The following is a 21,447-nucleotide window of genomic DNA, read 5'->3' on the forward strand; positions in this document are numbered from 1 at the left end:
CGGCGGGGCCGGCCGCGCGCCTCGCGATTCGGAACACCCTATGTCTCCCCATCTGAAAGGTCTGCTTCTTTCCGCCGCCGGCATGCTGGTCATCAGCCCGGACGGCATGCTGGTCAAGCTGGTGGCGGAGGCGGAGCCGCTTCAGGTCGTGTTCTGGCGGAGTCTCTTCCTCGGTCTGGTCCTGCTGGCGGTGGTCGGGTTTTGGCAGCGCCGAAACACGGGCCGGCACCTGAAGGCCATTGGCTGGGGCGGCCTGCTGGCGTCGGTCCTGATGGGTGTGACCAACATTGCCTTCGTGGTGGCGATGACCCTCACCACGGTGTCCAACGCGCTGGTGGTCATTGCCACCATTCCCATGGTCAGCGCGCTGTTCGGGCTGGCGTTGATCGGGGAGCGGGTGCGGCTGCGCACCTGGATCGCCATGACGCTGTCGTTCACCGGGGTCGTCATCATCATGAGCGGCTCGGTGGGCCTCGGTGGCGGCACCGTGATCGGCGATCTTGTCGCGCTGTCGGTGCCGGTCTGCCTTGGGCTCGCTTTGGTCCTGATGCGCAAGGCGGGCGATCGCGACACCCTGCCGGTGGTGGCGCTGGGCGGCATTCTGTCGGCGGCGGCGGTCCTGCCGTTTTGCGCGCCGCTGGACGTCACGCTGCATGACTTCGGTATCATCGCCATCATGGGGCTTATCGTCTCGCCGCTGGCGCTGGCTCTGTACACCAGCGGCGCCCGCTACATTCCCGCCGCCGAGGTAGCGCTGCTGGCGTTGATCGAAACCGCGTTGGGACCGTTCTGGGCCTGGGTCGGCGTCGGTGAGGTGCCGCCCGGGATGACTCTGGTGGGGGGCGTGCTGGTCATCGGCGCGATTGCGGGCAACAGCGCGCTGGCATTGCTTCGGCGGGGCAGCCGGTCCGGCACGTGACCGGTCACCGGTCTCTTCCGCCCAACTTTGGACTCCAGCCATGCAAAAGGCCGGCTGTTCCGAACAGCCGGCCTTTCGAACGCATCTCTGCAAGAGGGGCGCTTGCGCGCGGATCAGTCCGTCCGGGCGCCGCTGCCGGTCCACGGAGTCGACGTCTGGGACCCGGTGTCGGCCTGCGCCGTGGTGATCGGCTTGCTCGAATCGGCCGATTTCCATCCGCTGCACGCCAGTGCGGCGGAGGAGGCGAATAGGGTGGCCACGAAGGCCACGGTCGCGGTTTTGAGCATGGGATCGGTCTCCTCAGTCAGTCGTATTGAGGCATGGCTGAAGGAAAGCAAAGACGGTCCTGACTCTAGGCCTGTTGTCAGTATGGAGTCGTATCGCCCACGTAAACAACCCTTATTGTCCCGCGGACATATTGACAAACGTAAGGCGTGTTCAAAACGGCTCCGCCGCAGGGACGAAGAGGCAAAGGGTGACGGGGAGGGGCGCATGCCCCCGGCCTTCTGACCAGACCGGGGGCGCCGTGCGCGGTGGGACCGGATCAGCCCAGGCTGGCGCGCAGCATCCACGCGGCCTTTTCGTGCGTGGCCAGACGGCCCGTCAGCAGGTCGGCGGTCGCCTCATCGCCGGCATCGCCCGCCTCGCCGATCAGGCCGCGCAGCGTGCGGGCCAGGGTGTCGTTGTCAGCAGCGAGCTGGGCCACCATGGCATCCGCACCCGGGGGCACGTCGGGCGCGTCCTCGACCGGGCTCAGCGCGGCGAAGCGGGCGAGGCCGCCCGGCGCAACCGCGGCCAAGGAGCGGATACGCTCGGCGATCTCGTCGCTGGCGCCCTGCAGATCGGTGTACTGCTCCTCGAACAGCGCATGCAGGCCGCGGAAGCGCGGGCCGGTCACATTCCAGTGGAAGTTCTGGGTCTTCAGGGCGAGCGCATACGTGCCCGCCAGCACCGTGGCCAGCCCTTCGGCGACGTTGGCGCGGGCGTTGTCCTCAAGGCCGTTGGCGATCGGGGCAAGCCGAGTCTGTTCGGTCATGGGTCGAAGCTCCTTCTCTTGTTTGGGGCGCGGACGCTGTGCGGTCGGAGGACCACGGCGCCTTCGCAGGCCCATACGATGCAGAGCGCACATCTATGGGTCCAACGGATTGGTCAATTCGTTTTATTCGATTTTTTCGATCGCCCGGTTGGGTTCCGGGGGGCGTCACTGCATGGAGCGTCGCAGCCGCTGCACCGCTGCTTGCGAGGCCCACATCATGCGGGGGCTCCGGACGACGCAGTATTCGCCGCTCCGCTGGCGCTGGGCACAGATGGAGCGCGCTTGGCCGGCGGACAAGGCCGCCACATAGGCGTTGTGCTTGACCATCCCGCCGGTGCCGACCGGCACCGTGAGGGCCTTGCCGCCGTAGCGTTCGGCCGCCTGGTTGGCCATCCATCGGGCCTTGCTCAGGCTACCGGTGGAACCGAGGTTGATCGCCCAACCGCCGGCATACACCCCGCCGCAGCCTTCGACATCCGGCGCTGCGTGGTCACGCAGGGGACGGGGCGCCCGCAGCGCATCCAGCGTCGGCAGGGCGGCGAGACCGAGGGGCGCCGGGTTCGTCTCCGTCGCAAAATCCTCAAGAGCGGCGATCCGATCAAAGCCCCGATCCATCAGGGTCGTGATTGTGGTGTTGCGCTCCATGCTGGTGCCGGCTCCCAGCACGATGGCGATGACACGATGGCCGTTCCTTTGCGCGGTGCCGGCGAGGTTGTAGCCGGCGGCGCAGGTGAATCCCGTCTTCAGGCCGTCCGCCCCGGCGTACGAGGCCAACAGCGGATTGTACGTGGGCAGAGCGCCGCCCCGGAAATGGAACACGGTGGTGCCGAAGGCGCCGAACTGCGCAGCATAGTCCCGCCAGAGCGTGCGCGCGAGTCGCGCCATGTCGCGCGCCGTGGTGACATGGGCATCGTCCGGCAGGCCGGAGGCGTTGCGGAATGTGGTTCGCGACATGCCCAGTTCGACCCGCGCGACCCGGGTCATGTCTTCGGCAAAGGCGTCTTCGGTGCCGCCCAGGAATTCCGCCACCGCCACGGCAACGTCGTTGGCGGAGCGCGCGATCAACGCAGGGATGGCCTCCGCTACCGTGATCGAGTCGCCGGGCGCCAGCCCCAGCTTGACCGGGTTCGCCGCCGCTGCGTTGGCGGACATCGGAATCGGCGTCTGTGGTGTGATGGCGCCGGACTCCAAGGCCCGGAACAGCATGAGCACCGTCATCATCTTGGTCAGCGAGGCCGGATACCGGGGATGGTTCGGCTTGTTCGCCGCGAGAATCCGACCGGTTGCGGCGTCCACCACGATGTGCGCGCCGCGCTCGTCGAACGCGCGGGCGGGGGAGATCGGCGGCCCTGCCAGCCCCAGCACCGACACCAGCAGCAGCCCAGCGATTCCGCGCGCGGCGGTTCTCATGGTCCGGCCCCTGGTTCTGTTTCGGACCCGGTCCCGTGGGACGGGTCGACGGCGAGATCGGCGAGCGGATGATGCTCCCCCACCAGGGCCCGCAGGCGGGCATCGAGCACGTGGGTGTAGATCTGCGTCGTGGTGATGTCCGCGTGGCCGAGCATGGCCTGCACGCCGCGCAGATCGGCGCCGTGCGCCAGCAGGTGGGTGGCGAAGGAATGGCGCAGGACGTGGGGCGACAGCCGCGACGGCGGCAGCCCAGCGCGCACCGCCAGTTCGCTCAGCATCTTGGAGAAGCCGTCGCGGGTCAGGTGGCCGGCCGCCGCGCGGGAGGGGAAAAGAAACCGTTGACCCAAGGTGCGGGACCGCCCCGTCGCGGCCAGGAAGGTCTCTCGTACCGGCAGATAGGTACGGATCGCTGCGCGGGCCGGGGCGCCGATGGGGACGACGCGCTCCTTGTCGCCTTTGCCGCGCACCAGCAGGACCTCGGGGTCACGGGCGACGGCCGCCAGGGGCAGGCCGACCAGTTCCGACACCCGCAGGCCGGCGGCGTAGACGACTTCGAGCAGGGCCGAAGCGCGCAGGCCATGGGGGCCGTCCCAGGCACGGGCGACATCGAGCAACCGCTCGACCTCGGCTTCATCGAGCAGGCGGGGCAGGGCGTGATCGGTGCGGGGGGCGTCGAGAATATCGGCCGGATTGTCCGGCCGGCGACCCTCGGCGGCCAGGAACCCGAAAAACCGGCGCAGCGCGGAGCGGCGTCGGGCGGTCGTCCGCGGGGCCATGCCCTGCGCGGCCTGATGCTGGAGGAACGCCCGGAGGTCATTCGTGCTGGCGCGTTCGGGGGGCGTGGCGCCCAAGAACGCGGTCAGAGCCTCGAGATCCCGGCGATAGGCATCCAGGGTGTTCGGGGAGGCCCCCCGATCCACCGCCATCATCTCCAGAAACGTCTCGATGTGGCGCGACATCATGGCGTCGCTCCCGGCCCGACCCATCCCCGTTTTACGACCCCCATGCCGGACACGAAACCCGATCCGGGAACCCTTGTCCAGGGGGGCCGAACACCGCCCAGATCACCCCCCCTTCGCACGCGGCGAGAGATGGGCGGATCCGGGCGGTGTCGAACCGGCGTGCGGACGGGGCCGGGACAGTCTTAATCGGGGTCGGACTCGTCGGTGACGCCGCCGTCCTCGATCCAGGCCTCTTCGGCATCCACGTCGATCTCGTCGCCGTCGAGGTCCGCGTCGTCCTCGGGCAGACCCGCCTCGGCGGCTTCCGCAGCGGCCGCTTCGGCTTCGGCGGCGCGCTCCGCCTCTTCCAGGCTCCGGGCCACGGTGACCGGCACGGTTACGGCGACTTCCGAGTGCAGGCCGATGCGGACCTCGGTGGTCCCGAGAAGCTTGATCGGCGTGTTGAGCTGCACCTGGGAGCGCCCGACGTCGTAGCCCTCTTCCTTCAGGGCGTCCGCGATGTCACGGGCGGTTACGGAGCCGTAGAGCTGGCCGCCCTCGGAGGCCTGGCGCACCAGGACCAGAGAGACGCCGGCCATGCGGGCGGCGACGTCCTCGGCTTCCTGCTTGCGCTTCAGGTTGCGAGCTTCCAGTTCCACCTTCTTGGCCTCGAAGTAGGCCAAGTTGGCGTCCGTCTTGCGCAGCGCCTTGTGCTGCGGCAGGAGAAAGTTGCGGGCATAGCCCGGACGCACCTTTACGATGTCGCCCATGAAGCCCAGGTTTTCAATGCGTTCCAGCAGGATGACGTCCATCATTCCTCCTCCGAGGCCCGGCCGGCCGCACGCCGGCGCAAGGAAAGCGAAAATTCCACCAGTCCGGCCAGCGCCAGGGCGACGTAGCCCAGGCCCGACACGAACACAAGCACGATATAGAACGGGCTGAGCAACCACACCGGACGCGGCGTCGTGCGCGCGCCGGCATGGACCAGCTTCAGCCCCAGCAGCAGCACCGGCACCACCAGGAACACGGCGGCGGACTCGGCGATGTAGCCCACCGATCCGCCCGTGACGAGGGCAAGCCCCGTGACTCCCAGGAGGAGCGCGACATACCAACTCGGCAAGGTCAGCGCCATCAGGACCGGCGCCATCGCCCGAACGGTACGTCCCACGTACCCGACCAGAGACCGCGCCAGCCGATGGGCCAGCAACGCCGACCCGACCGCCCGGAGGAGCCACACCTGCGCGATGACCCCGGGGAACCATCGCACCATGGCGTCCACCCACTGCGCGCGGATGGCGGGATCCATGGTGGCGAACGGACTCCCGGGCGCCTGCGCGCTCATGACCCCTTCGACGGTGGCCCGCACGAGGTCGCGCAAGTCGCCGGCGTCACCCGCGTCGACCAGTGTCAGCGCCGCCAGAATGGGCAGCGGCGCCAGCGCCAGTCGGGCCAGGATTGCTCCCGGTGGGTACCAGTCCTCCGCCCGGCGCGGATCCGGGGCCGTGACCCCGGGATACGGCCGCAGGGCCAGCCCCACGATCAGCAACGCGGGCAGCAGGTCCGAGACGGCATACGTCGCCGCGTACAGACCGGAGCCACCGACGAGCAGCACCGTGACCAAGCCTACGCCGGCCGCGATCCCGCCCCCCAGCCGACCCAACGCCAGGCCGGCGAGGATCAGCGGCATGGGGGAGACACACCACGCCATCAGGGCGCTCGGCCCCATCAGCACCGGACTGGCGAACAAAACAGCGTTCGCGAGGCCAGCGGCCACGGCGAGTGCGACGGTAGGGTGCATGGCGGCCTAGCCGAGTCCCTGCCAGGTTCTCACGGGGCACCCTGCGGTGCCCGTCCGGTCACTGGCGGATGACGTAGGGCAAAAGGCCCAGGAACCGTGCCCGCTTGATCGCCCGCGCGAGTTCGCGCTGCTTCTTGGCGGAGACGGCGGTGATGCGGCTGGGCACGATCTTGCCGCGCTCGGACACGTACCGCGACAGCAGCCGGATGTCCTTGTAGTCGATCTTCGGCGCATTGGCGCCGGAGAACGGGCAGGTCTTGCGCCGCCGGAAGAATGGACGTCGCGCCATGACTTACTCTCCTGCTTCCTGACGACGGGGACGATCACCGCGGTCGCCGCGGTCACCACGATCGCCGCGGTCACCCCGGTCGCCGCGATCTCCACGATCCCGACGGCCGCCGCGTTCCGGACGGTCGCCGCGCTCGTTCTTCTGCATCATGATCGACGGGCCCTCATCCAGGGCCTCGACGCGGATGCTCATATAGCGGACGATGTCCTCGTTCAGGCGGAGGCGACGCTCGGCCTCGTGCAGCGCAGGCGGTGGCGCATCCACGTTCAGCATGAAGTAGTGGCCCTTGCGGTTCTTCTTCATGCGGTACGCGAGGCTGCGCAGGCCCCAGTATTCCTTCTTGGTGACCGAGCCACCCATTTCGGTGATAACCGCCGTCGTCTGTTCGGCGATCTGGTCGACCTGAGCGGCCGACAGATCCTGACGCGCGATCACCACGGTCTCGTACAAACCCATGGTTTTTTTGCCCCTTTTGGCTTGTCTCATCCCGCAACCCGGGTCCGGCCCCCCTTGGGCGCCAGCATCGAGGCGGGCATAGCCGGTCGCGTCCGGCAAGGGTAAAGGACTGGTGTCTGTCCCGACCCCGGCATCCCGGGGCGGGCCTTCGGCAGGCCAATACACAACCCGCCCGCCGACATCGCCGGCGGGGCGGGAGGGCGCACTATACACATTGCGCCTCTGCGTGCAAGGGAACCTTGACAAGTGTTACAGGGTTTAACACTGTGCCGCCGCCCGAACCCGTCTGCTTTGCGTTCCGGCGCGGGAAGCGCTTGAATCCAGACGCGATTGACCAGCACGGACACGCGGGGCGGCGCGAGAACCGTAACTGGTCCGGACCCACGGGCGCGCCATGGTGGCGGCGGCCGGCGATGTGGAGTCGCGGTCGCAACGAAGACCCCGCAGTGCCGTCAACGAAGTGGTGCGGGCGAGGGAGGGAGACATTCTTACAATGTCGCAGGCAGGTCAGACGCGGGCCTTTGTGTTCCCTGGTCAGGGGTCTCAGGCGGTTGGAATGGGCGTGGCCCTCGCCGAGGCGTTCCCGGCGGCCCGTGAGGTGTTCGAGGAAGTGGATGACGCCCTGTCGCAGCCGCTGTACCGGCTGATGGCTGAGGGGCCGGCGGAAACGCTGATGCTGACGGAGAACGCGCAGCCCGCGCTGATGGCGGTCTCGATGGCCGTGGTTCGTGTGCTTGAGCGCGAGGGCGGTGTGCGCCTCGCCGACGCCGGGCGTTTCGTCGCCGGGCATTCGCTGGGAGAATACTCCGCGCTTGCTGCAGCCGGGACCTTTTCGCTCCGAGACGCGGCGTGCCTTCTGAAGACTCGGGGTCTGGCGATGCAGCGCGCCGTTCCGGTCGGGCAGGGCGCGATGGCGGCTCTTCTGGGCCTGGATGTCGACGCCGCCAAGGCGATCGCGGCCGAAGTCGCCGGTGACCGCGTGTGTACTGCCGCCAACGACAACGCGCCGGGGCAGGTCGTGGTGTCGGGCCACACCGAAGCTGTGAAGCTGGCGGTCGAGGTGGCGGCCGACCGGGGGGCCAAGCGGGCGGTGATGCTGCCGGTCAGCGCGCCGTTCCATTGCGCCCTGATGGCGCCGGCCGCCGACGCGATGGCGGAAGCCCTGGCTCAGGTGACCATGCTGCCGCCCGACCCGCCCGTGGTGGCGAACGTGCTGGCGCGCGCCATTGAGGATCCCGAGGAGATCCGGGCCCGCCTTGTCGAACAGGTGACCGGTGCGGTGCGGTGGCGCGAGAGCGTGCTCTATATGAAGGACGCGGGCGTCGAGACCCTCGTGGAGCTGGGGGCCGGCAAGGTTCTGTCGGGTCTGGCGAAGCGCATCGACCGCAGCCTAACCGGCATCGCGGTGTCCACGCCGGCCGATGTCGAGGCCTTCCTGACGTCTCTCTGAGACCCGTCCGTCGCCGGACCACCCTTAGATCCCGTACGACAAGGATTCTCCGTTCATGTTCGATCTGACCGGTAAGACCGCGCTGGTGACCGGCGCGTCCGGCGGTATCGGCGGCGCCATTGCGCGCGCGCTGCACGCCCGGGGCGCGACCGTTGTGCTCTCCGGGACCCGGCGCGAGGCGCTGGAGGCCGTGGCCGCCGAACTTGGCGACCGCTGCCCCATCGTGCCGTGCAACCTGTCCGATGCCGACGCCGTCAACGGCCTCGTCGCAGCCGCGGAGGCTGAGGCGGGCACCGGCCTCGACATTCTCGTGAACAACGCCGGCCTGACGCGCGACCAACTCGCCATGCGGTTGAAGGACGACGACTGGAGCGCGGTGCTGGAGGTCAACCTGACCGCAGCCTTCCGTCTGTCGCGGTCGGCCCTCAAGGGCATGATGAAGCGGCGCTGGGGCCGGATCGTGTCCATTACGTCCATCGTGGGCGTGACCGGCAATCCGGGGCAGGCGAACTACGCGGCCTCCAAGGCCGGGCTGATCGGCATGTCGAAGTCGCTCGCGGCCGAGGTCGCGCCGCGCGGCATCACGGTCAACTGCGTGGCGCCTGGGTTCATCACCTCGGCCATGACGGACGCCCTGTCCGATGACCAGAAGGCGCGCTTGCTGGCCGCTATTCCCGCGGGCGCCATGGGCACGGGCGCGGATATTGGGTCCGCCGTGGTCTATCTGGCGAGCAACGAAGCGGGCTATGTCACCGGTCAGACGCTGCACGTCAACGGTGGCATGGCGATGATTTGAGCCGTTGCTCCACGATGCGAAAATGCTTCGGCCGGAAGCCCTTTGGGGATTGTCCCGGCGCTAGTCAAGGCAGGGTAAGTGTGTTAGGTAGCCCGTCTCGATTGTCCGGCCTCCGTTCGACATCGCGCGGCATGACGACAGCCGTCGCGACCCCGTCAGTCGGCCGAAGCGCACGGGGGTCCGCGTCTTTGTGACGAGGCCCCAACCGGGAACAGCCGTTCCCACTCTGCTCCCGTTTTCCAGGACCCTTTCATTCAAGGACGAAGCAAGATGAGTGATGTCGCCGAGCGCGTGAAGAAGATCGTGGTTGAGCACCTGGGCGTCGAAGAGTCCAAGGTGACCGAGAACGCCAGCTTCATCGACGATCTGGGGGCCGACAGTCTGGATACCGTCGAACTGGTCATGGCCTTCGAGGAAGAGTTCCAGTGTGAAATCCCCGATGACGCGGCCGAAAAGATCCTGACCGTCAAGGATGCGATCGCGTTCATCAACGAGCACACGAAGTAACACCGGCCGCCCTCGCTCCGTCGGGCGCGCCGTTGAACCAGGGTTGCCCGGCCCGGGTTACCCGCCGCGGATCTCCGCGTGCGTGGGCTCGGTCCGGACGGCCCCGGTGCTTACGGGTCCGGCGCGGGGGAGCCGGCGAGCCTTACTGGTGCGGGCCTCCGGGGTCGCGCGAGCATGATCCCGTGGGCAGGCCGGCCCTGGTCCCGGGGCAGGCAAGGCATAAGACATGGCAGGGGACATGAGACGAGTCGTCGTCACCGGAATGGGTATGGTCACTCCGTTGGGCGTGGGCGTTGCGCACAACTGGGACAGCATTACGAACGGCAAGTCCGGTATCCGGGCCATTGACGCGTTCGAGGTCTCCGATCTGACCGCGCGCATCGCGGGCATGGTGCCGCGAGGCGATGCGCCCGGTGCATTCGATCCGGACACCACCGTGGAACCGAAAATGCGCCGCCGGATGGACGAGTTTATCGTCTTCGGCATGGCCGCTGCCGACGAGGCGGTGAAGGATTCCGGCTGGTTGCCCGAGGCGGACGAGGATCGGGAGCGGTCCGGCGTCATGATCGGCTCCGGCATCGGTGGCCTGAAGGGCATCGCAGAGGGCGCGCTGACGTTGGAGAAGTCCGGGCCACGCCGCATCAGCCCCTTCTTCATTCCGGCGAACCTCATCAACCTGGTCTCTGGCAACGTCTCCATCCGGTACGGCTACAAGGGGCCGAACCATGCGGTGGTGACGGCCTGCTCGACCGGCGCGCACGCCATCGGCGACGCCAGCCGCCTGATTGCGTACGGCGATGCCGACGTGATGGTCGCGGGCGGCGCGGAATCGGCGGTGTGCCGTCTGGGGCTTGCGGGCTTTTGCTCGGCCAAGGCGCTGTCGACGGGCTTCAACGACCGCCCGTCCGAGGCGTCGCGTCCGTGGGACCGCGAACGGGACGGCTTCGTTATGGGCGAGGGCGCGGGCGTGGTTGTGCTGGAAGAGTACGAGCACGCCAAGGCCCGTGGCGCCAAGATCTACGGCGAGGTCAAGGGCTACGGGCTGTCCGGCGACGCCTACCACATCACGGCGCCGGCGGCGGACGGTAATGGCGGCTTCCGCGCCATGACGGGCGCGCTGCGCAACGCCGGCCTCAACCCCGAGGACATCGACTACATCAACGCGCACGGCACCTCGACGCCGCTGGGCGACGAGATCGAGCATGACGCCGTCAAGCGCCTGTTCGGTCCGCACGCTGCGTCCGTCTCCATGTCCTCGACCAAGTCGGCGATCGGGCACCTGTTGGGCGCGGCCGGTAGCGTCGAGGCGATCTATTCGCTGCTCGCCATGAACACCGGAGTCTTGCCGCCGACGCTGAACCTTGAGAACCCGTCCGAGGGCTGCGATATGGACCTCGTGGCCAAGGAAGCGAAGGAGCGTAAGGTCCGCCACGTGCTGTCGAACAGCTTCGGCTTCGGCGGCACGAATGCCAGCCTGATCTTCGGGCCGGCGCCCTGAGCCGGTCCATGGCGGACGGACCCGATAGGGACGACGGCGGCCCGCCGCAACCTCAGCCCGGTGTGGCGACGGGGCGCGGCGGAGGAGGCGCCGAACACCGCCGAGCCAAACGGCCGGGCGGCGGGATCGTGCGGGCGCTGGCCATGCTGGTTTCGCTGCTGACCGGCATGGCCGTGGTCGCCGGCTATGTCGGCTGGACCTACCTCCAGGATGCGTATCGCACACCGGGTCCCCTGACGGAGCCGGTGACCGTCGTCGTGCCGCACGGGACCACGCTGAGCGGAATCGCCGATCTTCTGGTCCAGAACGGCGTGATCCGGGACCCCCTCATCTTCGAGTGGAGCGCGCGTATCGAACGCCGGGCCCGGGACCTGAAGGCCGGGGAATACCGGTTCGACGTGGCGGTGAGCCCGAAAGGGGCGCTCGACATCCTCACGCGGGGCGACGTGATCGCGCGGCGGATTACCGTCAGCGAGGGCCTGACGGTTCCGGTGGTGCTGGACCTTGTCCGTGCGGCGGAGGGCCTGGAAGGGGCCATTACCCTGGAGCCGGACGAAGGCAGCCTGCTGCCGGAAACCTATCACTTCACGCGAGGCGGGCAGCGGGACGCGGTCGTGCGGCGCATGATGGCGGCCATGCAGGAAACCGTTGATGAGCTGTGGGTCCTGCGATCGGAGGGGCTGCCGTTCGACACGCCGGAGGAAGCGGTGATCCTGGCCTCCATCGTGGAGAAGGAAACCGGCGTACCTTCGGAGCGGGCCCATGTGGCGGGCGTCTTCATCAATCGCTTGCGCAAGGGCATGCGCCTGCAATCCGACCCGACTGTGATTTACGGTCTGGCGCCGGACGGCGATCTGGGGCGGCCGCTGTGGCGTAAGGACCTGAGCAGCGAAACGCCATACAACACATATGTCATTGATGGGCTGCCGCCTGGCCCCATCTGTAATCCCGGCCGCGATGCGCTGCTGGCCGTTCTGAATCCGATGGATACCGACGATCTTTACTTCGTGGCGGACGGGTCCGGCGGGCACGCATTCGCCCGGACCCTAGCGGAGCACAACCGAAACGTGGCACGATGGCGCCGGTTTCTCAGGGAGCAAGGCGAAGAGTGACCGTCGTGCGCCAGGGTCTTGGGGGGGATGGGGCCCTGGCCGGATCGAAAGGATAACGGTGCGGATCTGTATCGTTACGGACGCCTGGCGCCCGCAGATCAACGGGGTGGTGCGGGTGATCGAGGCGGTGCGTCGCGCGCTGGAGCGCGCCGGACATACCGTCGCGGTGATCGAGCCCGGGGCGTTCCGGTCCATTCCCATGCCGACGTATCCGGAAATTCGGCTGGCGGTGCGCCCTCGGCGCAAGGTGGCGCGTCTTCTGGATGCGTTCCGGCCGGATGCCGTTCACATCGCGACCGAGGGGCCATTGGGCCTGTCGGCGCGCGCGCAGTGTCTGCGCCGTGGGTGGCCATTCACGACCGCCTATCACACGCGGTTTCCCGAATACATGCACACGCGCTTTCGCACACCGTTGTCCTGGATGTATGCCTGGATGCGGCACGTGCACCGGCCGTCCGCACGGGTTTTGGTGCCGGCGGCGTCCACGCTGGCCGAGCTGCGCCGGCGGGGCTTCCGGCATCTGTCCGTATGGCCGCACGGCGTGGATACGGATACCTTCCGGCCCAGGGACCGCACGCTGGCGCCGTTCGCGCATCTGCCCCGGCCGATCTTTCTGTTCCTGGGCCGGATTGCGGTGGAGAAGAATCTGCCGGCGTTCCTGGATCTCGATCTGCCGGGCTCGAAGGTCGTGGCGGGGGTCGGCCCCGCGCTGGAGGGGCTGCGGCGGCGCTATCCGGACGTGTTCTTCACCAGCCCACCGGACGACGCGACCATCGCCGCCTGCTATGCCGCCGCCGACGCGCTGGTGTTTCCCAGCCGGACGGATACCTTCGGCCTGGTGCTGCTGGAGGCGTTGGCCTGCGGACTTCCCGTGGCGGCGTTCCCGGTCGCGGGACCGCGTGACGTGCTGGCCGGCGTCGATCCTGCTCATCCGGTCGGGGTGCTGGACGAGGACCTGCGGCGGGCCGCGCTCAAGGCGCTCGATCTCGATCGGGAGCGCTGCCGGGCCTTTGCCCTACGGCACAGCTGGGATGCCGTGGCGGCCACGTTCCTGGATCGGCTGGCGTCGATTCCCGTCACCGCACGGGCGCCGGTGACCGCTGTCGCGGTGGCGCCGGATCCGGATCTGGCGTTTGACCTGCATCTCGACTTTGATCTGGATTTTGATTTGGACTTTGAGCCGGAGCGCCTGCGGCATGCCGGCGAATCCAGCGGGCGCGGGGCTTAACGCCCGTCCCGAAACCCTTTGGCCATACTGAGGTGACGTGTCACACTTGACCGTTTCGTGACACCGGCGTCGCGCGACCGGAGACACGGGCGGCGATGAGCCGTGTCCTGTTGTGGCGAGAGAGGATCGTCAGCGATCCGGCTCACCACGGAGACAGAGCCGGGGGCGCCGAGCGGTGTTTGCGGCCGCGCGACGGGGTCGCATGCGGGGCCACCTGAGGCCCCGGACGGGGCGTGCCCGCGCGAACATCACGGAGCGTACATGACGGAACGCACCGATCTGGATCTGAAGGCGCTGAGGGCCAAACTCACCACCCACCGTGACGAGATGCGGGCGGACGAGGCCAGCACGGCGGCCGACCGGGCCACCGTCGATGCGGGGGATACCGCCATGGGCCGTCTGTCGCGCATGGACGCCCTGCAACAGCAGGCGATGGCGCAGGAAACCGAACGGCGCCGTCAGGTGGAGCTGAAGCGCATCGATGCCGCCCTCGAGCGGATGGAGGCGGGCGAATACGGCGCCTGCCTGCACTGCGGGGCCGATATTGAGACTCGTCGTCTGGAATTCGACCCGGCCGCCCCTCTGTGCGTGTCGTGCGCCAGCGAGACTCGCGGCAAGGGATAGGGCGCGTCCGGCGTACCTGAGCGGGGTCGATATTCGCGACCGCCGCCATTGCCCTGCGTGCGTGATCAGTCCATGATCCGTGCATTCCCGATGCCGACAGTCGGGCATGGACCGTCAGGGAGGAGCGCAGCCATGAAGACGCGTGCCGCCGTTGCGCTGGAGGCAGGCAAGCCGCTCGTCATTGAGGAGGTGGACCTGGAAGGCCCGAAGGCCGGGGAGGTGCTGGTCGAGATCAAGGCCACCGGCGTCTGTCACACCGATGCCTTTACGCTGTCGGGCGCGGATCCCGAAGGGCTGTTCCCGTCCATCCTGGGTCACGAGGGCGCCGGCGTGGTGCTGGAGGTCGGCGTGGGGGTGACCTCGGTGCAGCCGGGCGACCATGTCATTCCGCTCTACACCCCGGAGTGTCGGCAGTGTGAGTACTGCCTCAGCGGCAAGACCAATCTGTGCCAGGCGGTCCGCGCCACCCAGGGCAAGGGGCTGATGCCGGACGGCACCAGCCGGTTCTCGCTCAACGGCCGCATGCTGCACCACTACATGGGCTGCTCGACCTTCGCCAATCACACGGTTCTGCCCGAGATCGCGTTGGCGAAAATCGATCCCGACGCGCCGTTCGACAAGGTTTGCTATGTCGGCTGCGGTGTGACCACCGGCGTGGGTGCGGTGCTCTACACGGCGCACGTCGAGCCGGGGGCCAACGTGGTGGTGTTCGGCCTGGGCGGCATCGGGCTTAACGTGATCCAGGGTGCGCGGCTGGCCGGCGCCGACATGATCGTGGGTGTGGACCTCAATCCGGCGCGGCGCGAGATGGCGGAGCGTTTCGGCATGACCCACTTCGTGAACCCCAACGAGGTTGAGGGAGATCTGGTCGGCCATCTGGTCGAGTTGACCAAGGGCGGTGCGGATTACAGCTTCGAGTGCATCGGCAATGTTAACGTGATGCGCACGGCCCTGGAGTGCTGCCACAAGGGGTGGGGCGTCTCCACCATCATCGGGGTCGCGGGCGCCGGCGAGGAGATTTCGACCCGTCCATTCCAGCTCGTGACCGGCCGCAAATGGCAGGGCACGGCCTTCGGGGGGGCGCGCGGCCGCACGGATGTGCCGAAGATCGTCGATTGGTATATGAAGGGTAAGATCGAGATCGATCCGCTCATCACCCATGTGCTGCCGCTGGAGCGCATCAACGAGGCGTTTGATCTCATGCACGAGGGCGCATCGATCCGCACCGTCGTGACATTCTGAGCAGGGGCGTGCGGGCGGCGTCGTGCGCCGCCTTGGCGCTTCCAACGGTCGCCGTTCCGGTTTAGTGTCTGGCACTCCGAAAACACGGTGCGCGGTTCGGCTCTCCCCTCCGCGCGCTCGGCAGCGAGCACAGGGTCCCATGTCCATTGGAACCAAGATCTTCAGCCGTCTGAACGGCCGTCTCGTCGGCAATGACCGGTTCGGCAACACCTACTTCGAGGAACGGCGCCCGCCCAAGGGCCGCCGGGTCAAGCGTTGGGTTCTGTACAAGGGAATCGCGGAGCCGTCGAAGGTTCCGCCCGAATGGAATGCCTGGCTGCACCACACCGTGGACGCGCCGCTGGCAGCGCCCGACCGGCCGTGGATCAAGGAGCATGTGCCCAATCTGTCCGGCACCCCGGCGGCCTATGTGCCCACCGGTGACGAGCGGCGCGGTGGAACCCGGCGGGCGGCCAGTGGCGATTACGAGGCCTGGACGCCGGGCGCGTGACTCCCGTTTCGAGCAAATCCCGAGCGATCTGGAACAGATCGCGACGACGATTTACTTGGATATCAAATAAATAGAGCGTTTTGCAGGATCCCGATGCCACTCAGGATGCTTTTGCCTCCCGGCGGGTTCCCAAAAAGTTGAGACCATGTGATGAGCTTCGAGGCGCGACGTGAGATGGGGGTTGGGGCCGCTGTGCTCACGGCCGCGGTCATGATGTTCGGGTTCAGCGCGCTGGGCATTGGCGATCGGTCCGAAGGCACGCTGGGTGGCGACGGCGCGTACGATCTGAAGGCCCGTTTCGGGCAGGCGGATGGCATCGCCCCGGGAACGGCCGTCCGCATGGCCGGCATACCCGTCGGTGAGGTGGTGAGTTTGCATCTGGATCCGTACTACCGCGCCGTCGTGACGTTCCGCGTCATGGATACGGTGGAGGTGCCGGAGGATTCGGCGGCGGCGATCCAGACCGACGGTCTGATGGGGGGCAAGTTCGTGGAACTGGAGCCGGGCGGCGCGCTGGACGTGCTGGGGCCGGGCGACTGGCTGGACTATTCGCAGGACTCCGTCATTATTGAGGATCTGCTGTCCAAGATCGTCGCCCGCGCCAAGCAGGAGCGTGGCCTTGATCCGAACAAGCCGGTGGGATACTGAGCCGCGATAGACGCGGCCGGGACGGCGGAGCCGTGGAGAACCGATGAACCGCAATCCCCTTGAAACCATCATGGGCGCGCTCGTGCTGCTGGTCGCGGCCGTGTTCCTGGTGTTTGCCTATACGACTGCGGATCTGCGACAGGTCAAGGGCTACCCCCTCAGCGCCAGCTTCACCAAGGTGGGCGGCCTGACCGTGGGCGGCGAGGTGCGGTTGGCCGGCATTCAGATCGGCTCGGTCACCGGGCAACGCCTGGATCCGAAGACCTTCGAGGCCGTGGTGGACATGAGTCTGCTGGACAGCGTGCGTCTGCCGACCGACACCCGGGCCGTCATCACCAGCGACGGTTTGCTGGGGGGGAGCTATGTCAAGCTGATCCCCGGGACCGACGAGGCCAAGCTGGAACCCGGCGACGCCCTGCGCTACACGCAGGATTATCAGTCGCTTGAGGATCTGGTCGGCGAGATCATCTTCCTCGCGACCCAGCCGGCCGGGGCGAGCGGCGGGCCCAACTGACGGGCCGTCATTCGTTGCGGAGATAGGGTGCTGCCTGCCCACTCAGCGCCCGCCATGTCCCCAGGTACCCCGCCGCGAGCGTGACCAGCACGCAGGCGACCAGCGTGGTCAGGACGACGTCGGGCAGGAACGTCCACTCGGCCTTCATGACGAACACGATGACCGCCCAGGCCCCTGCCGTGCCCACGGCGGCGGCGATCAGGCCGGTGGCAAGGCCCAACAGCCCGTACTCCAGCAGGTAGCCGCGCAGCAGGTCACCCCGCGTCGCGCCGACCACCTTCAGCACCACGGCTTCATAGACACGCCGTCCGTGTCCGGCGGCGAACGCCCCCGCCAGCACCAGCGCGCCCGCCGCCAGCGTGACGGCAGCCGTGGCGGTGATGGCGCGGGCGGCGGTGTCGAGGATGCCGCGCACGGTCTCCAGCGCGCCTTTGACCCGGATCGCCGAGACGTTGGGGTAGGCGTCGGTCACCGCCCGTTCCAGCGCGGCCTCGGCGGTGTCATCCACCCGAACAGTCGCGATCCAGGTCCGGGGGGCGCCGGTCAGCGCGCCGGGCGAGACCATGAAGGTGAAGTTGATGCGCAGGGAACCCCAATCCACCTTGCGCGTGTTCGCCAGCGTGCCCGTGATCTCCCGGCCCAGGATGTTGACCGTCATGGTCTCGCCGATGTCCAGGCCGAAGCCCTGCGCCAGTTCCTCGGTCAGGGAGAACAGCGGCGGCCCGTCGTAATCTACCGGCCACCAGCTTCCGCGCACGATCTCCGCGTTGTTGGGTGGGGCATCGCCCGTCGTGAAGCCTCGGTCCCCGCGAATGGCCCATTGCGCGTCCGGGGCCACGTTGGCTTCGCCCACCGGGACGCCGTCGAGGCGGGTGATTCGGCCCCGGACCATATCGGCGTAGGCGGTGCGGCCCACGCCCTCGGTCTGCTCCAGGATGGCGCGGAAGCCGTCGACCTGCCCGGGCTGAAGGTCGATGAAGAAGAACGACGGGGCTTCCGCCGGCAGGCGTTCGTCGATTTGCCGGGTCATGTTGCCCTGGATCAGGGCCACGATGACCAGCACGGAGAGCCCAAGGCCGAGCGACAGCACCACGGAGCCGGTTGCCGCCCCCGGACGGTGCAGATTGGCGAGCGCCAGCCTTAGACCCGGCCGCCCATGCGCCAGCCGGGCACAGCGCCGGGCCAGCGCCTGAACGCCGAGGGCGGCCACCCCGAACAGCCCCATCGACACGGCTGCGCCGGCCACGAATACGAGCGCGAAGCGTTGGTCGACGGCGCTCAGCGCCGTGACGGCGACCAGGGCGCCCAGCGCGAGCGCCAGCAGCAGCAGATAGCGGGGGCGGGGCCAGCGGCCGGGATCGGCCAGAGCGCCCTTGAAGATCGCCAGGGCGGGAATGTCGCGCGCCCGGGCCAGCGGCCAGACCGCAAACACCAACGCGACCAAGGCGCCGCTGGCCAGGGCGAGCAGCGCCGGCTCCGCATAAACCGCCACGCGGGCGCGGATGGGCAGCCAGTCACCGGCCAGGGCCTGCACGAGGAAGGGGGCGCCCACACCTGCCGCCACGCCGATCGCCACGCCCAGCAGCGCCAGCAGGCCGATCTGGATGAAGTAGACGCGGAAAATGGTTCCGGCCGGGGCTCCGAGGCACTTCAGCGTTGCGATGGTGGTCATGCGGCCCTGCAGATAGGCCCGCGTGGCATTGGCAACCCCGATGCCGCCGACAAGCAAGGCGGTCAGGCCCACCAGCGTCAGATAGAGCGTCAGGTTCTCCAGGAACCGGGTCAGGCCGGGGGCCGCCCGGTCGGTGCCTCGGATGCGCCAGCCGGCCTCCGGGAAGGCGTCGGTCAGGCGTGTCCGCAGGGCGTCGGCGGGCACGCCCTTGTCGGCCCGCAGAAGCGTGTCGTACTCGACCAGACTGCCCGGCTGGATCAGCGCGGTGGCGGGCAGGGCCTCGGCATGGATCATCAGCCGTGGGCCAAGCGAGAACAGGCTTGCCACCCGGTCGGGCTCCCGCGCGATGGTGTCGCGGATCTGCACCGTGGCGTCGCCCACGCGCACGAACGCGCCGACGTTGACCCCGAGCCGGGTCAGCAGGTTCGGGTCCGCCACCGCGCCCCAAACGTCCCCGCGCTGCGCCAGCGCATCCGAGAGAGTCTCGCGGCCGGTCAGCTCCAGGGTGCCGTAGAGCGGATAGGCGTCATCCACGGCCTTGAGTTCGACCAGCGCCCGCTCGCCGGCGTCACCGGGGACGATCGCCATCGCGCGCATGTCCACGGTCTGTGAAACCGTCGCCATCGCCTCCATGGCGGTGCGCTGGGTGGTGTCGGGCGGCTGATAGCGGCGCTCCACCTCCAGGTCCCCCCCCAGTAGCGCCTGGGCATCGGCCTCCAGCCCCGCCTGGATGGCCCGGTTCATGGAGCCGGCGGCGGCGATGGCGAACACACCCAGCGCGAGGCAAGCAACGAGGACGCGGAATCCCGCGAGGCCGCCGCGCAATTCGCGCAGGGCCAGCCGGACGGAGAGGGGCAGGGCGCGGATCACGCTGTCCGTCATGCCGCTGCGTCCCGGGTGGCCCGGTTGTCGGTGATGGCGCCGTCCTGAATGCGGATCACGCGGTCGCACCGCCCGGCCAAGGCTTGATCGTGCGTGATGAGCATCAGGGTCGTGTTCTGCTCGTCGTGCAGGCGGAACAGCAGGTCCATGACCAGCGCGCCGGTTTCCCCGTCCAGGTTGCCGGTCGGCTCATCCGCCAGCAGCAGGCGGGGGCCGGGGGCGAAGGCGCGGGCCAGGGCCACACGCTGCTGCTCCCCGCCCGAAAGCTGGCCTGGGTAGTGCCCCATCCGATGCCCCAGACCGACCGCGTCAAGCTGCGCGCGGGCGACGTCGAAGGCATCCTTGCGCCCGGCGAACTCCAGCGGGACGGCCACGTTTTCTTCGGCGGTCATAGTCGGGATCAGGTGGAAGCCCTGGAACACAACCCCGACATGATCCCGGCGGAAACGGGCGAGGGCGTCCTCGTCGAGCAGCCCGAGGTCCTGACCGGCGACCGTGACGGAGCCTGCGGAGGGGCGTTGCAGACCCGCGGCGACCATCAGGAGGCTGGATTTGCCGGCCCCGGAGGGACCGACCAGCCCGACGGCGGCCCCCTGGGGAATCTCCAGATCGACGTCGCGCAGGATGTTGACCGCGCCGGCCGGACCCTTCAGGGTCAGGCTCACGCTGGACAGGCGAACGGTGGGCGGCGCACTGGGGGAGACAGTCATGAGGCAAACTCGCGTTGCGTCGGGGTGTCCGGGATATGGGCCCCTGCGCCGCTGGTTCAAAGAGAACGGGTCGGTTGCGGTCGGCGCGCTGGTGGCCGTGGCGCTGATGCTACCGGGCGTGCCCGCGCAGGCGGACCCCCTGCGGCTGCTGGCGTTCGGTGATAGTTTGACCGCCGGCTACAACCTGCCGCAGGACGCTGCATTTCCGGTTCAGCTTGAGGCCGCGCTGCGCGACCGTGGCCACGACGTCACGGTCCTGAACGCGGGTGTCTCCGGCGATACCACGGCCGGAGGCCGATCCCGGCTCGATTGGGTTCTGGCCGAGACGCCCGATGCGGTCATCGTGGCCCTCGGCGCCAACGACGGTCTGCGCGGCCTGGATCTGGCCCAGACGCGGGAGAACCTGACGGCCATCGTCCGCCGCTTCAAGTCGCAGGAGGTCCAGGTGCTGGTCGCCGGTATGCTGGCGCCCCCCAATCTGGGCCGCGAGTACGGGGAGGCGTTCAACGCCGTGTTCCCGGAGGTCGCGGAGCGAACCGGCGTGCTGTTCTACCCCTTCTTCCTGGAGGGTGTCGCCGCCGACCCGGCGCTGAACCAGGCGGACGGCATGCACCCGACGGCCGAGGGCGTTGCGGTAATGGTCGAGAACATTCTGCCCTCGGTTGAAGAGCTGTTGCGAAAGGCCGATCCATGCGGCTGTTCATCGGACTAGAACCCCCGGCTGACCTTCGGTGTGAACTAGCGGCGCTGGCCATCGGTTTGCCCGGGGCGCGGTGGGTGGCGGCGGACAACCTGCACATGACCCTGCGGTTCCTCGGCGAGGTCGATCCCGCCGGGGCGGAGGACCTGGACGCCGAGTTGCGCATGATGCGGGCCGCGCCGCCGACCGTGAGCCTTCAGGGCATCGGCACCTTCGGGCAGGGCCGCAAGATCCATACTCTGTGGGTGGGCGCACACCGGGAGCCCGCGCTGGTGCATCTGCGCGACCGGGTGGAGGCCGCCGCCGTGCGCGCCGGCTTTGCGCCGGAGGGGCGGAAGTTCACCCCGCACGTCACCCTGGCCCGCCTGAAGGCCCCCGATGCCACGCGGCTGGAGGGCTTCATCGGCGCCTACAACGACCGGGCGTTTCCGCCGTTCACGGCGACGGAGGTGGTGCTGTTCGAAAGCCACCTGACCCGCGACGGCGCCCAGTACGAGGCGTTGGAGCGGTATCCGCTGGCGTAGG

General features: G+C 68.5%; 24 protein-coding genes. 14 read left to right on the plus strand and 10 right to left on the minus strand.

The genetic code is table 11. The features are described from left to right. Positions 1 to 40 precede the first annotated feature (40 nt). A complete protein-coding gene (locus GGD82_RS01215) occupies positions 41 to 919 on the plus strand; it encodes a DMT family transporter (protein ID WP_150060578.1) in 879 nt (292 codons plus the stop codon). A 113-nt stretch (positions 920 to 1,032) separates the two neighbouring features. Here the strand turns inward: GGD82_RS01215 and GGD82_RS01220 are convergent, their stop codons facing one another. From GGD82_RS01220 to rpsF, 8 genes are all read right to left on the minus strand, one after another. Continuing rightward, positions 1,033 to 1,206: a hypothetical protein gene (locus GGD82_RS01220; protein WP_170284104.1), complete on the minus strand. Its 174-nt coding sequence runs from the start codon at positions 1,204 to 1,206 to the stop codon at positions 1,033 to 1,035. A gap of 257 nt (positions 1,207 to 1,463) precedes the next feature. Then, the gene (locus GGD82_RS01225) at positions 1,464 to 1,955 is read right to left on the minus strand and encodes a Dps family protein (protein ID WP_150060577.1); all 492 of its coding nucleotides are present in this window, start codon (positions 1,953 to 1,955) and stop codon (positions 1,464 to 1,466) included. 165 nt (positions 1,956 to 2,120) lie between these two features. Then, positions 2,121 to 3,365 carry a D-alanyl-D-alanine carboxypeptidase family protein gene (locus GGD82_RS01230; RefSeq protein ID WP_150060576.1) on the minus strand — a complete coding sequence of 415 codons (1,245 nt, stop codon included), beginning with the start codon at positions 3,363 to 3,365 and terminating at the stop codon, positions 2,121 to 2,123. Beyond that, positions 3,362 to 4,327, minus strand: coding sequence for a site-specific tyrosine recombinase XerD (locus tag GGD82_RS01235; RefSeq protein ID WP_150060575.1), 966 nt, complete (start codon positions 4,325 to 4,327; stop codon positions 3,362 to 3,364). The genes GGD82_RS01230 and GGD82_RS01235 overlap by 4 nt, the downstream gene beginning before the upstream one ends. Before the next feature lie 182 nt (positions 4,328 to 4,509). Beyond that, positions 4,510 to 5,118, minus strand: a complete 609-nt coding sequence (gene rplI, locus GGD82_RS01240) for a 50S ribosomal protein L9 (RefSeq protein WP_150060821.1) — start codon at positions 5,116 to 5,118, stop codon at positions 4,510 to 4,512. Next, positions 5,118 to 6,104, minus strand: coding sequence for a hypothetical protein (locus GGD82_RS01245; protein WP_150060574.1), 987 nt, complete (start codon positions 6,102 to 6,104; stop codon positions 5,118 to 5,120). Before GGD82_RS01245 ends, rplI begins: the two co-directional genes overlap by 1 nt. Positions 6,105 to 6,162: 58 nt before the next feature. Then, entirely contained in the window at positions 6,163 to 6,393 is a 231-nt protein-coding gene (rpsR, locus tag GGD82_RS01250) for a 30S ribosomal protein S18 (RefSeq protein ID WP_092784960.1), read from the minus strand. A 3-nt stretch (positions 6,394 to 6,396) separates the two neighbouring features. Then, positions 6,397 to 6,849 carry a 30S ribosomal protein S6 gene (gene rpsF, locus GGD82_RS01255; protein WP_150060573.1) on the minus strand — a complete coding sequence of 151 codons (453 nt, stop codon included), beginning with the start codon at positions 6,847 to 6,849 and terminating at the stop codon, positions 6,397 to 6,399. Between the two features lie 493 nt (positions 6,850 to 7,342). Between rpsF and fabD the strand changes: the two genes are divergently transcribed. The 11 genes from fabD (at position 7,343) to mlaD (ending at position 16,958) form a co-directional block, all read left to right on the plus strand. Further along, positions 7,343 to 8,299: an ACP S-malonyltransferase gene (fabD, locus tag GGD82_RS01260; RefSeq protein WP_150060572.1), complete on the plus strand. Its 957-nt coding sequence runs from the start codon at positions 7,343 to 7,345 to the stop codon at positions 8,297 to 8,299. 55 nt (positions 8,300 to 8,354) lie between these two features. Beyond that, positions 8,355 to 9,095, plus strand: coding sequence for a 3-oxoacyl-[acyl-carrier-protein] reductase (fabG, locus tag GGD82_RS01265; protein WP_150060571.1), 741 nt, complete (start codon positions 8,355 to 8,357; stop codon positions 9,093 to 9,095). 270 nt (positions 9,096 to 9,365) lie between these two features. Then, positions 9,366 to 9,602 (plus strand): acyl carrier protein, encoded by a 237-nt coding sequence (locus tag GGD82_RS01270; protein WP_150060570.1) that lies wholly within the window; start codon positions 9,366 to 9,368, stop codon positions 9,600 to 9,602. A gap of 238 nt (positions 9,603 to 9,840) precedes the next feature. Further along, a complete protein-coding gene (fabF, locus tag GGD82_RS01275; protein ID WP_150060569.1) occupies positions 9,841 to 11,100 on the plus strand; it encodes a beta-ketoacyl-ACP synthase II in 1,260 nt (419 codons plus the stop codon). An 8-nt stretch (positions 11,101 to 11,108) separates the two neighbouring features. After that, positions 11,109 to 12,212: an endolytic transglycosylase MltG gene (mltG, locus tag GGD82_RS01280; RefSeq protein WP_246163668.1), complete on the plus strand. Its 1,104-nt coding sequence runs from the start codon at positions 11,109 to 11,111 to the stop codon at positions 12,210 to 12,212. Positions 12,213 to 12,270: 58 nt separating this feature from the next. Next, on the plus strand, positions 12,271 to 13,440 hold the full coding sequence (locus tag GGD82_RS01285) for a glycosyltransferase family 4 protein (RefSeq protein ID WP_150060568.1): 1,170 nt from the start codon (positions 12,271 to 12,273) through the stop codon (positions 13,438 to 13,440). 261 nt (positions 13,441 to 13,701) lie between these two features. Beyond that, entirely contained in the window at positions 13,702 to 14,064 is a 363-nt protein-coding gene (locus GGD82_RS01290; RefSeq protein ID WP_150060567.1) for a TraR/DksA family transcriptional regulator, read from the plus strand. A 132-nt stretch (positions 14,065 to 14,196) separates the two neighbouring features. Continuing rightward, the gene (locus GGD82_RS01295; RefSeq protein ID WP_150060566.1) at positions 14,197 to 15,306 is read left to right on the plus strand and encodes an S-(hydroxymethyl)glutathione dehydrogenase/class III alcohol dehydrogenase; all 1,110 of its coding nucleotides are present in this window, start codon (positions 14,197 to 14,199) and stop codon (positions 15,304 to 15,306) included. A 139-nt stretch (positions 15,307 to 15,445) separates the two neighbouring features. Continuing rightward, positions 15,446 to 15,796: an NADH:ubiquinone oxidoreductase subunit NDUFA12 gene (locus tag GGD82_RS01300; RefSeq protein ID WP_150060565.1), complete on the plus strand. Its 351-nt coding sequence runs from the start codon at positions 15,446 to 15,448 to the stop codon at positions 15,794 to 15,796. Positions 15,797 to 15,946: 150 nt separating this feature from the next. After that, entirely contained in the window at positions 15,947 to 16,444 is a 498-nt protein-coding gene (locus GGD82_RS01305) for an MlaD family protein (protein WP_170284103.1), read from the plus strand. 43 nt (positions 16,445 to 16,487) lie between these two features. After that, positions 16,488 to 16,958, plus strand: a complete 471-nt coding sequence (gene mlaD / locus GGD82_RS01310; protein ID WP_150060563.1) for an outer membrane lipid asymmetry maintenance protein MlaD — start codon at positions 16,488 to 16,490, stop codon at positions 16,956 to 16,958. Between the two features lie 7 nt (positions 16,959 to 16,965). On the opposite strand, the gene GGD82_RS01315 is transcribed toward mlaD, so the two are convergent. Both GGD82_RS01315 and GGD82_RS01320 read right to left on the minus strand, forming a co-directional pair. Further along, positions 16,966 to 19,512 carry an ABC transporter permease gene (locus GGD82_RS01315; RefSeq protein WP_150060562.1) on the minus strand — a complete coding sequence of 849 codons (2,547 nt, stop codon included), beginning with the start codon at positions 19,510 to 19,512 and terminating at the stop codon, positions 16,966 to 16,968. Further along, positions 19,509 to 20,222, minus strand: a complete 714-nt coding sequence (locus tag GGD82_RS01320) for an ABC transporter ATP-binding protein (RefSeq protein WP_150060561.1) — start codon at positions 20,220 to 20,222, stop codon at positions 19,509 to 19,511. The genes GGD82_RS01315 and GGD82_RS01320 overlap by 4 nt, the downstream gene beginning before the upstream one ends. Between GGD82_RS01320 and GGD82_RS01325 the strand changes: the two genes are divergently transcribed. After that, complete coding sequence (locus GGD82_RS01325) at positions 20,221 to 20,934, plus strand: arylesterase (RefSeq protein ID WP_184013214.1); 714 nt, start codon at positions 20,221 to 20,223, stop codon at positions 20,932 to 20,934. The genes GGD82_RS01320 and GGD82_RS01325 overlap by 2 nt on opposite strands. Further along, on the plus strand, positions 20,913 to 21,446 hold the full coding sequence (thpR, locus tag GGD82_RS01330) for an RNA 2',3'-cyclic phosphodiesterase (protein ID WP_150060560.1): 534 nt from the start codon (positions 20,913 to 20,915) through the stop codon (positions 21,444 to 21,446). Before GGD82_RS01325 ends, thpR begins: the two co-directional genes overlap by 22 nt. Position 21,447 lies beyond the last annotated feature (1 nt).

The sequence above is a fragment of the Roseospira marina genome, from assembly GCF_014197855.1.
Classification (GTDB): Bacteria; Pseudomonadota; Alphaproteobacteria; order Rhodospirillales; family Rhodospirillaceae; genus Rhodospira; species Rhodospira marina.

What these genes read in the sequence shown, in the direction of transcription:
- GGD82_RS01235 (WP_150060575.1), bottom strand. Translation starts at nt 4,327, where the DNA reads ATGATGTCGCGCCACATCGAGACGTTTCTGGAGATGATGGCGGTGGAT.
- GGD82_RS01215 (WP_150060578.1), top strand. Translation starts at nt 41, where the DNA reads ATGTCTCCCCATCTGAAAGGTCTGCTTCTTTCCGCCGCCGGCATGCTG.
- GGD82_RS01290 (WP_150060567.1), top strand. Translation starts at nt 13,702, where the DNA reads ATGACGGAACGCACCGATCTGGATCTGAAGGCGCTGAGGGCCAAACTC.
- GGD82_RS01300 (WP_150060565.1), top strand. Translation starts at nt 15,446, where the DNA reads ATGTCCATTGGAACCAAGATCTTCAGCCGTCTGAACGGCCGTCTCGTC.
- GGD82_RS01320 (WP_150060561.1), bottom strand. Translation starts at nt 20,222, where the DNA reads ATGACTGTCTCCCCCAGTGCGCCGCCCACCGTTCGCCTGTCCAGCGTG.
- GGD82_RS01220 (WP_170284104.1), bottom strand. Translation starts at nt 1,206, where the DNA reads ATGCTCAAAACCGCGACCGTGGCCTTCGTGGCCACCCTATTCGCCTCC.
- GGD82_RS01230 (WP_150060576.1), bottom strand. Translation starts at nt 3,365, where the DNA reads ATGAGAACCGCCGCGCGCGGAATCGCTGGGCTGCTGCTGGTGTCGGTG.
- fabF (WP_150060569.1), top strand. Translation starts at nt 9,841, where the DNA reads ATGAGACGAGTCGTCGTCACCGGAATGGGTATGGTCACTCCGTTGGGC.
- fabG (WP_150060571.1), top strand. Translation starts at nt 8,355, where the DNA reads ATGTTCGATCTGACCGGTAAGACCGCGCTGGTGACCGGCGCGTCCGGC.
- mltG (WP_246163668.1), top strand. Translation starts at nt 11,109, where the DNA reads ATGGCGGACGGACCCGATAGGGACGACGGCGGCCCGCCGCAACCTCAG.
- GGD82_RS01325 (WP_184013214.1), top strand. Translation starts at nt 20,221, where the DNA reads ATGAGGCAAACTCGCGTTGCGTCGGGGTGTCCGGGATATGGGCCCCTG.
- GGD82_RS01295 (WP_150060566.1), top strand. Translation starts at nt 14,197, where the DNA reads ATGAAGACGCGTGCCGCCGTTGCGCTGGAGGCAGGCAAGCCGCTCGTC.
- GGD82_RS01305 (WP_170284103.1), top strand. Translation starts at nt 15,947, where the DNA reads ATGAGCTTCGAGGCGCGACGTGAGATGGGGGTTGGGGCCGCTGTGCTC.
- GGD82_RS01270 (WP_150060570.1), top strand. Translation starts at nt 9,366, where the DNA reads ATGAGTGATGTCGCCGAGCGCGTGAAGAAGATCGTGGTTGAGCACCTG.
- fabD (WP_150060572.1), top strand. Translation starts at nt 7,343, where the DNA reads ATGTCGCAGGCAGGTCAGACGCGGGCCTTTGTGTTCCCTGGTCAGGGG.
- GGD82_RS01245 (WP_150060574.1), bottom strand. Translation starts at nt 6,104, where the DNA reads ATGCACCCTACCGTCGCACTCGCCGTGGCCGCTGGCCTCGCGAACGCT.
- rpsF (WP_150060573.1), bottom strand. Translation starts at nt 6,849, where the DNA reads ATGGGTTTGTACGAGACCGTGGTGATCGCGCGTCAGGATCTGTCGGCC.
- rplI (WP_150060821.1), bottom strand. Translation starts at nt 5,118, where the DNA reads ATGGACGTCATCCTGCTGGAACGCATTGAAAACCTGGGCTTCATGGGC.
- thpR (WP_150060560.1), top strand. Translation starts at nt 20,913, where the DNA reads ATGCGGCTGTTCATCGGACTAGAACCCCCGGCTGACCTTCGGTGTGAA.
- rpsR (WP_092784960.1), bottom strand. Translation starts at nt 6,393, where the DNA reads ATGGCGCGACGTCCATTCTTCCGGCGGCGCAAGACCTGCCCGTTCTCC.
- GGD82_RS01225 (WP_150060577.1), bottom strand. Translation starts at nt 1,955, where the DNA reads ATGACCGAACAGACTCGGCTTGCCCCGATCGCCAACGGCCTTGAGGAC.
- mlaD (WP_150060563.1), top strand. Translation starts at nt 16,488, where the DNA reads ATGAACCGCAATCCCCTTGAAACCATCATGGGCGCGCTCGTGCTGCTG.
- GGD82_RS01315 (WP_150060562.1), bottom strand. Translation starts at nt 19,512, where the DNA reads ATGACGGACAGCGTGATCCGCGCCCTGCCCCTCTCCGTCCGGCTGGCC.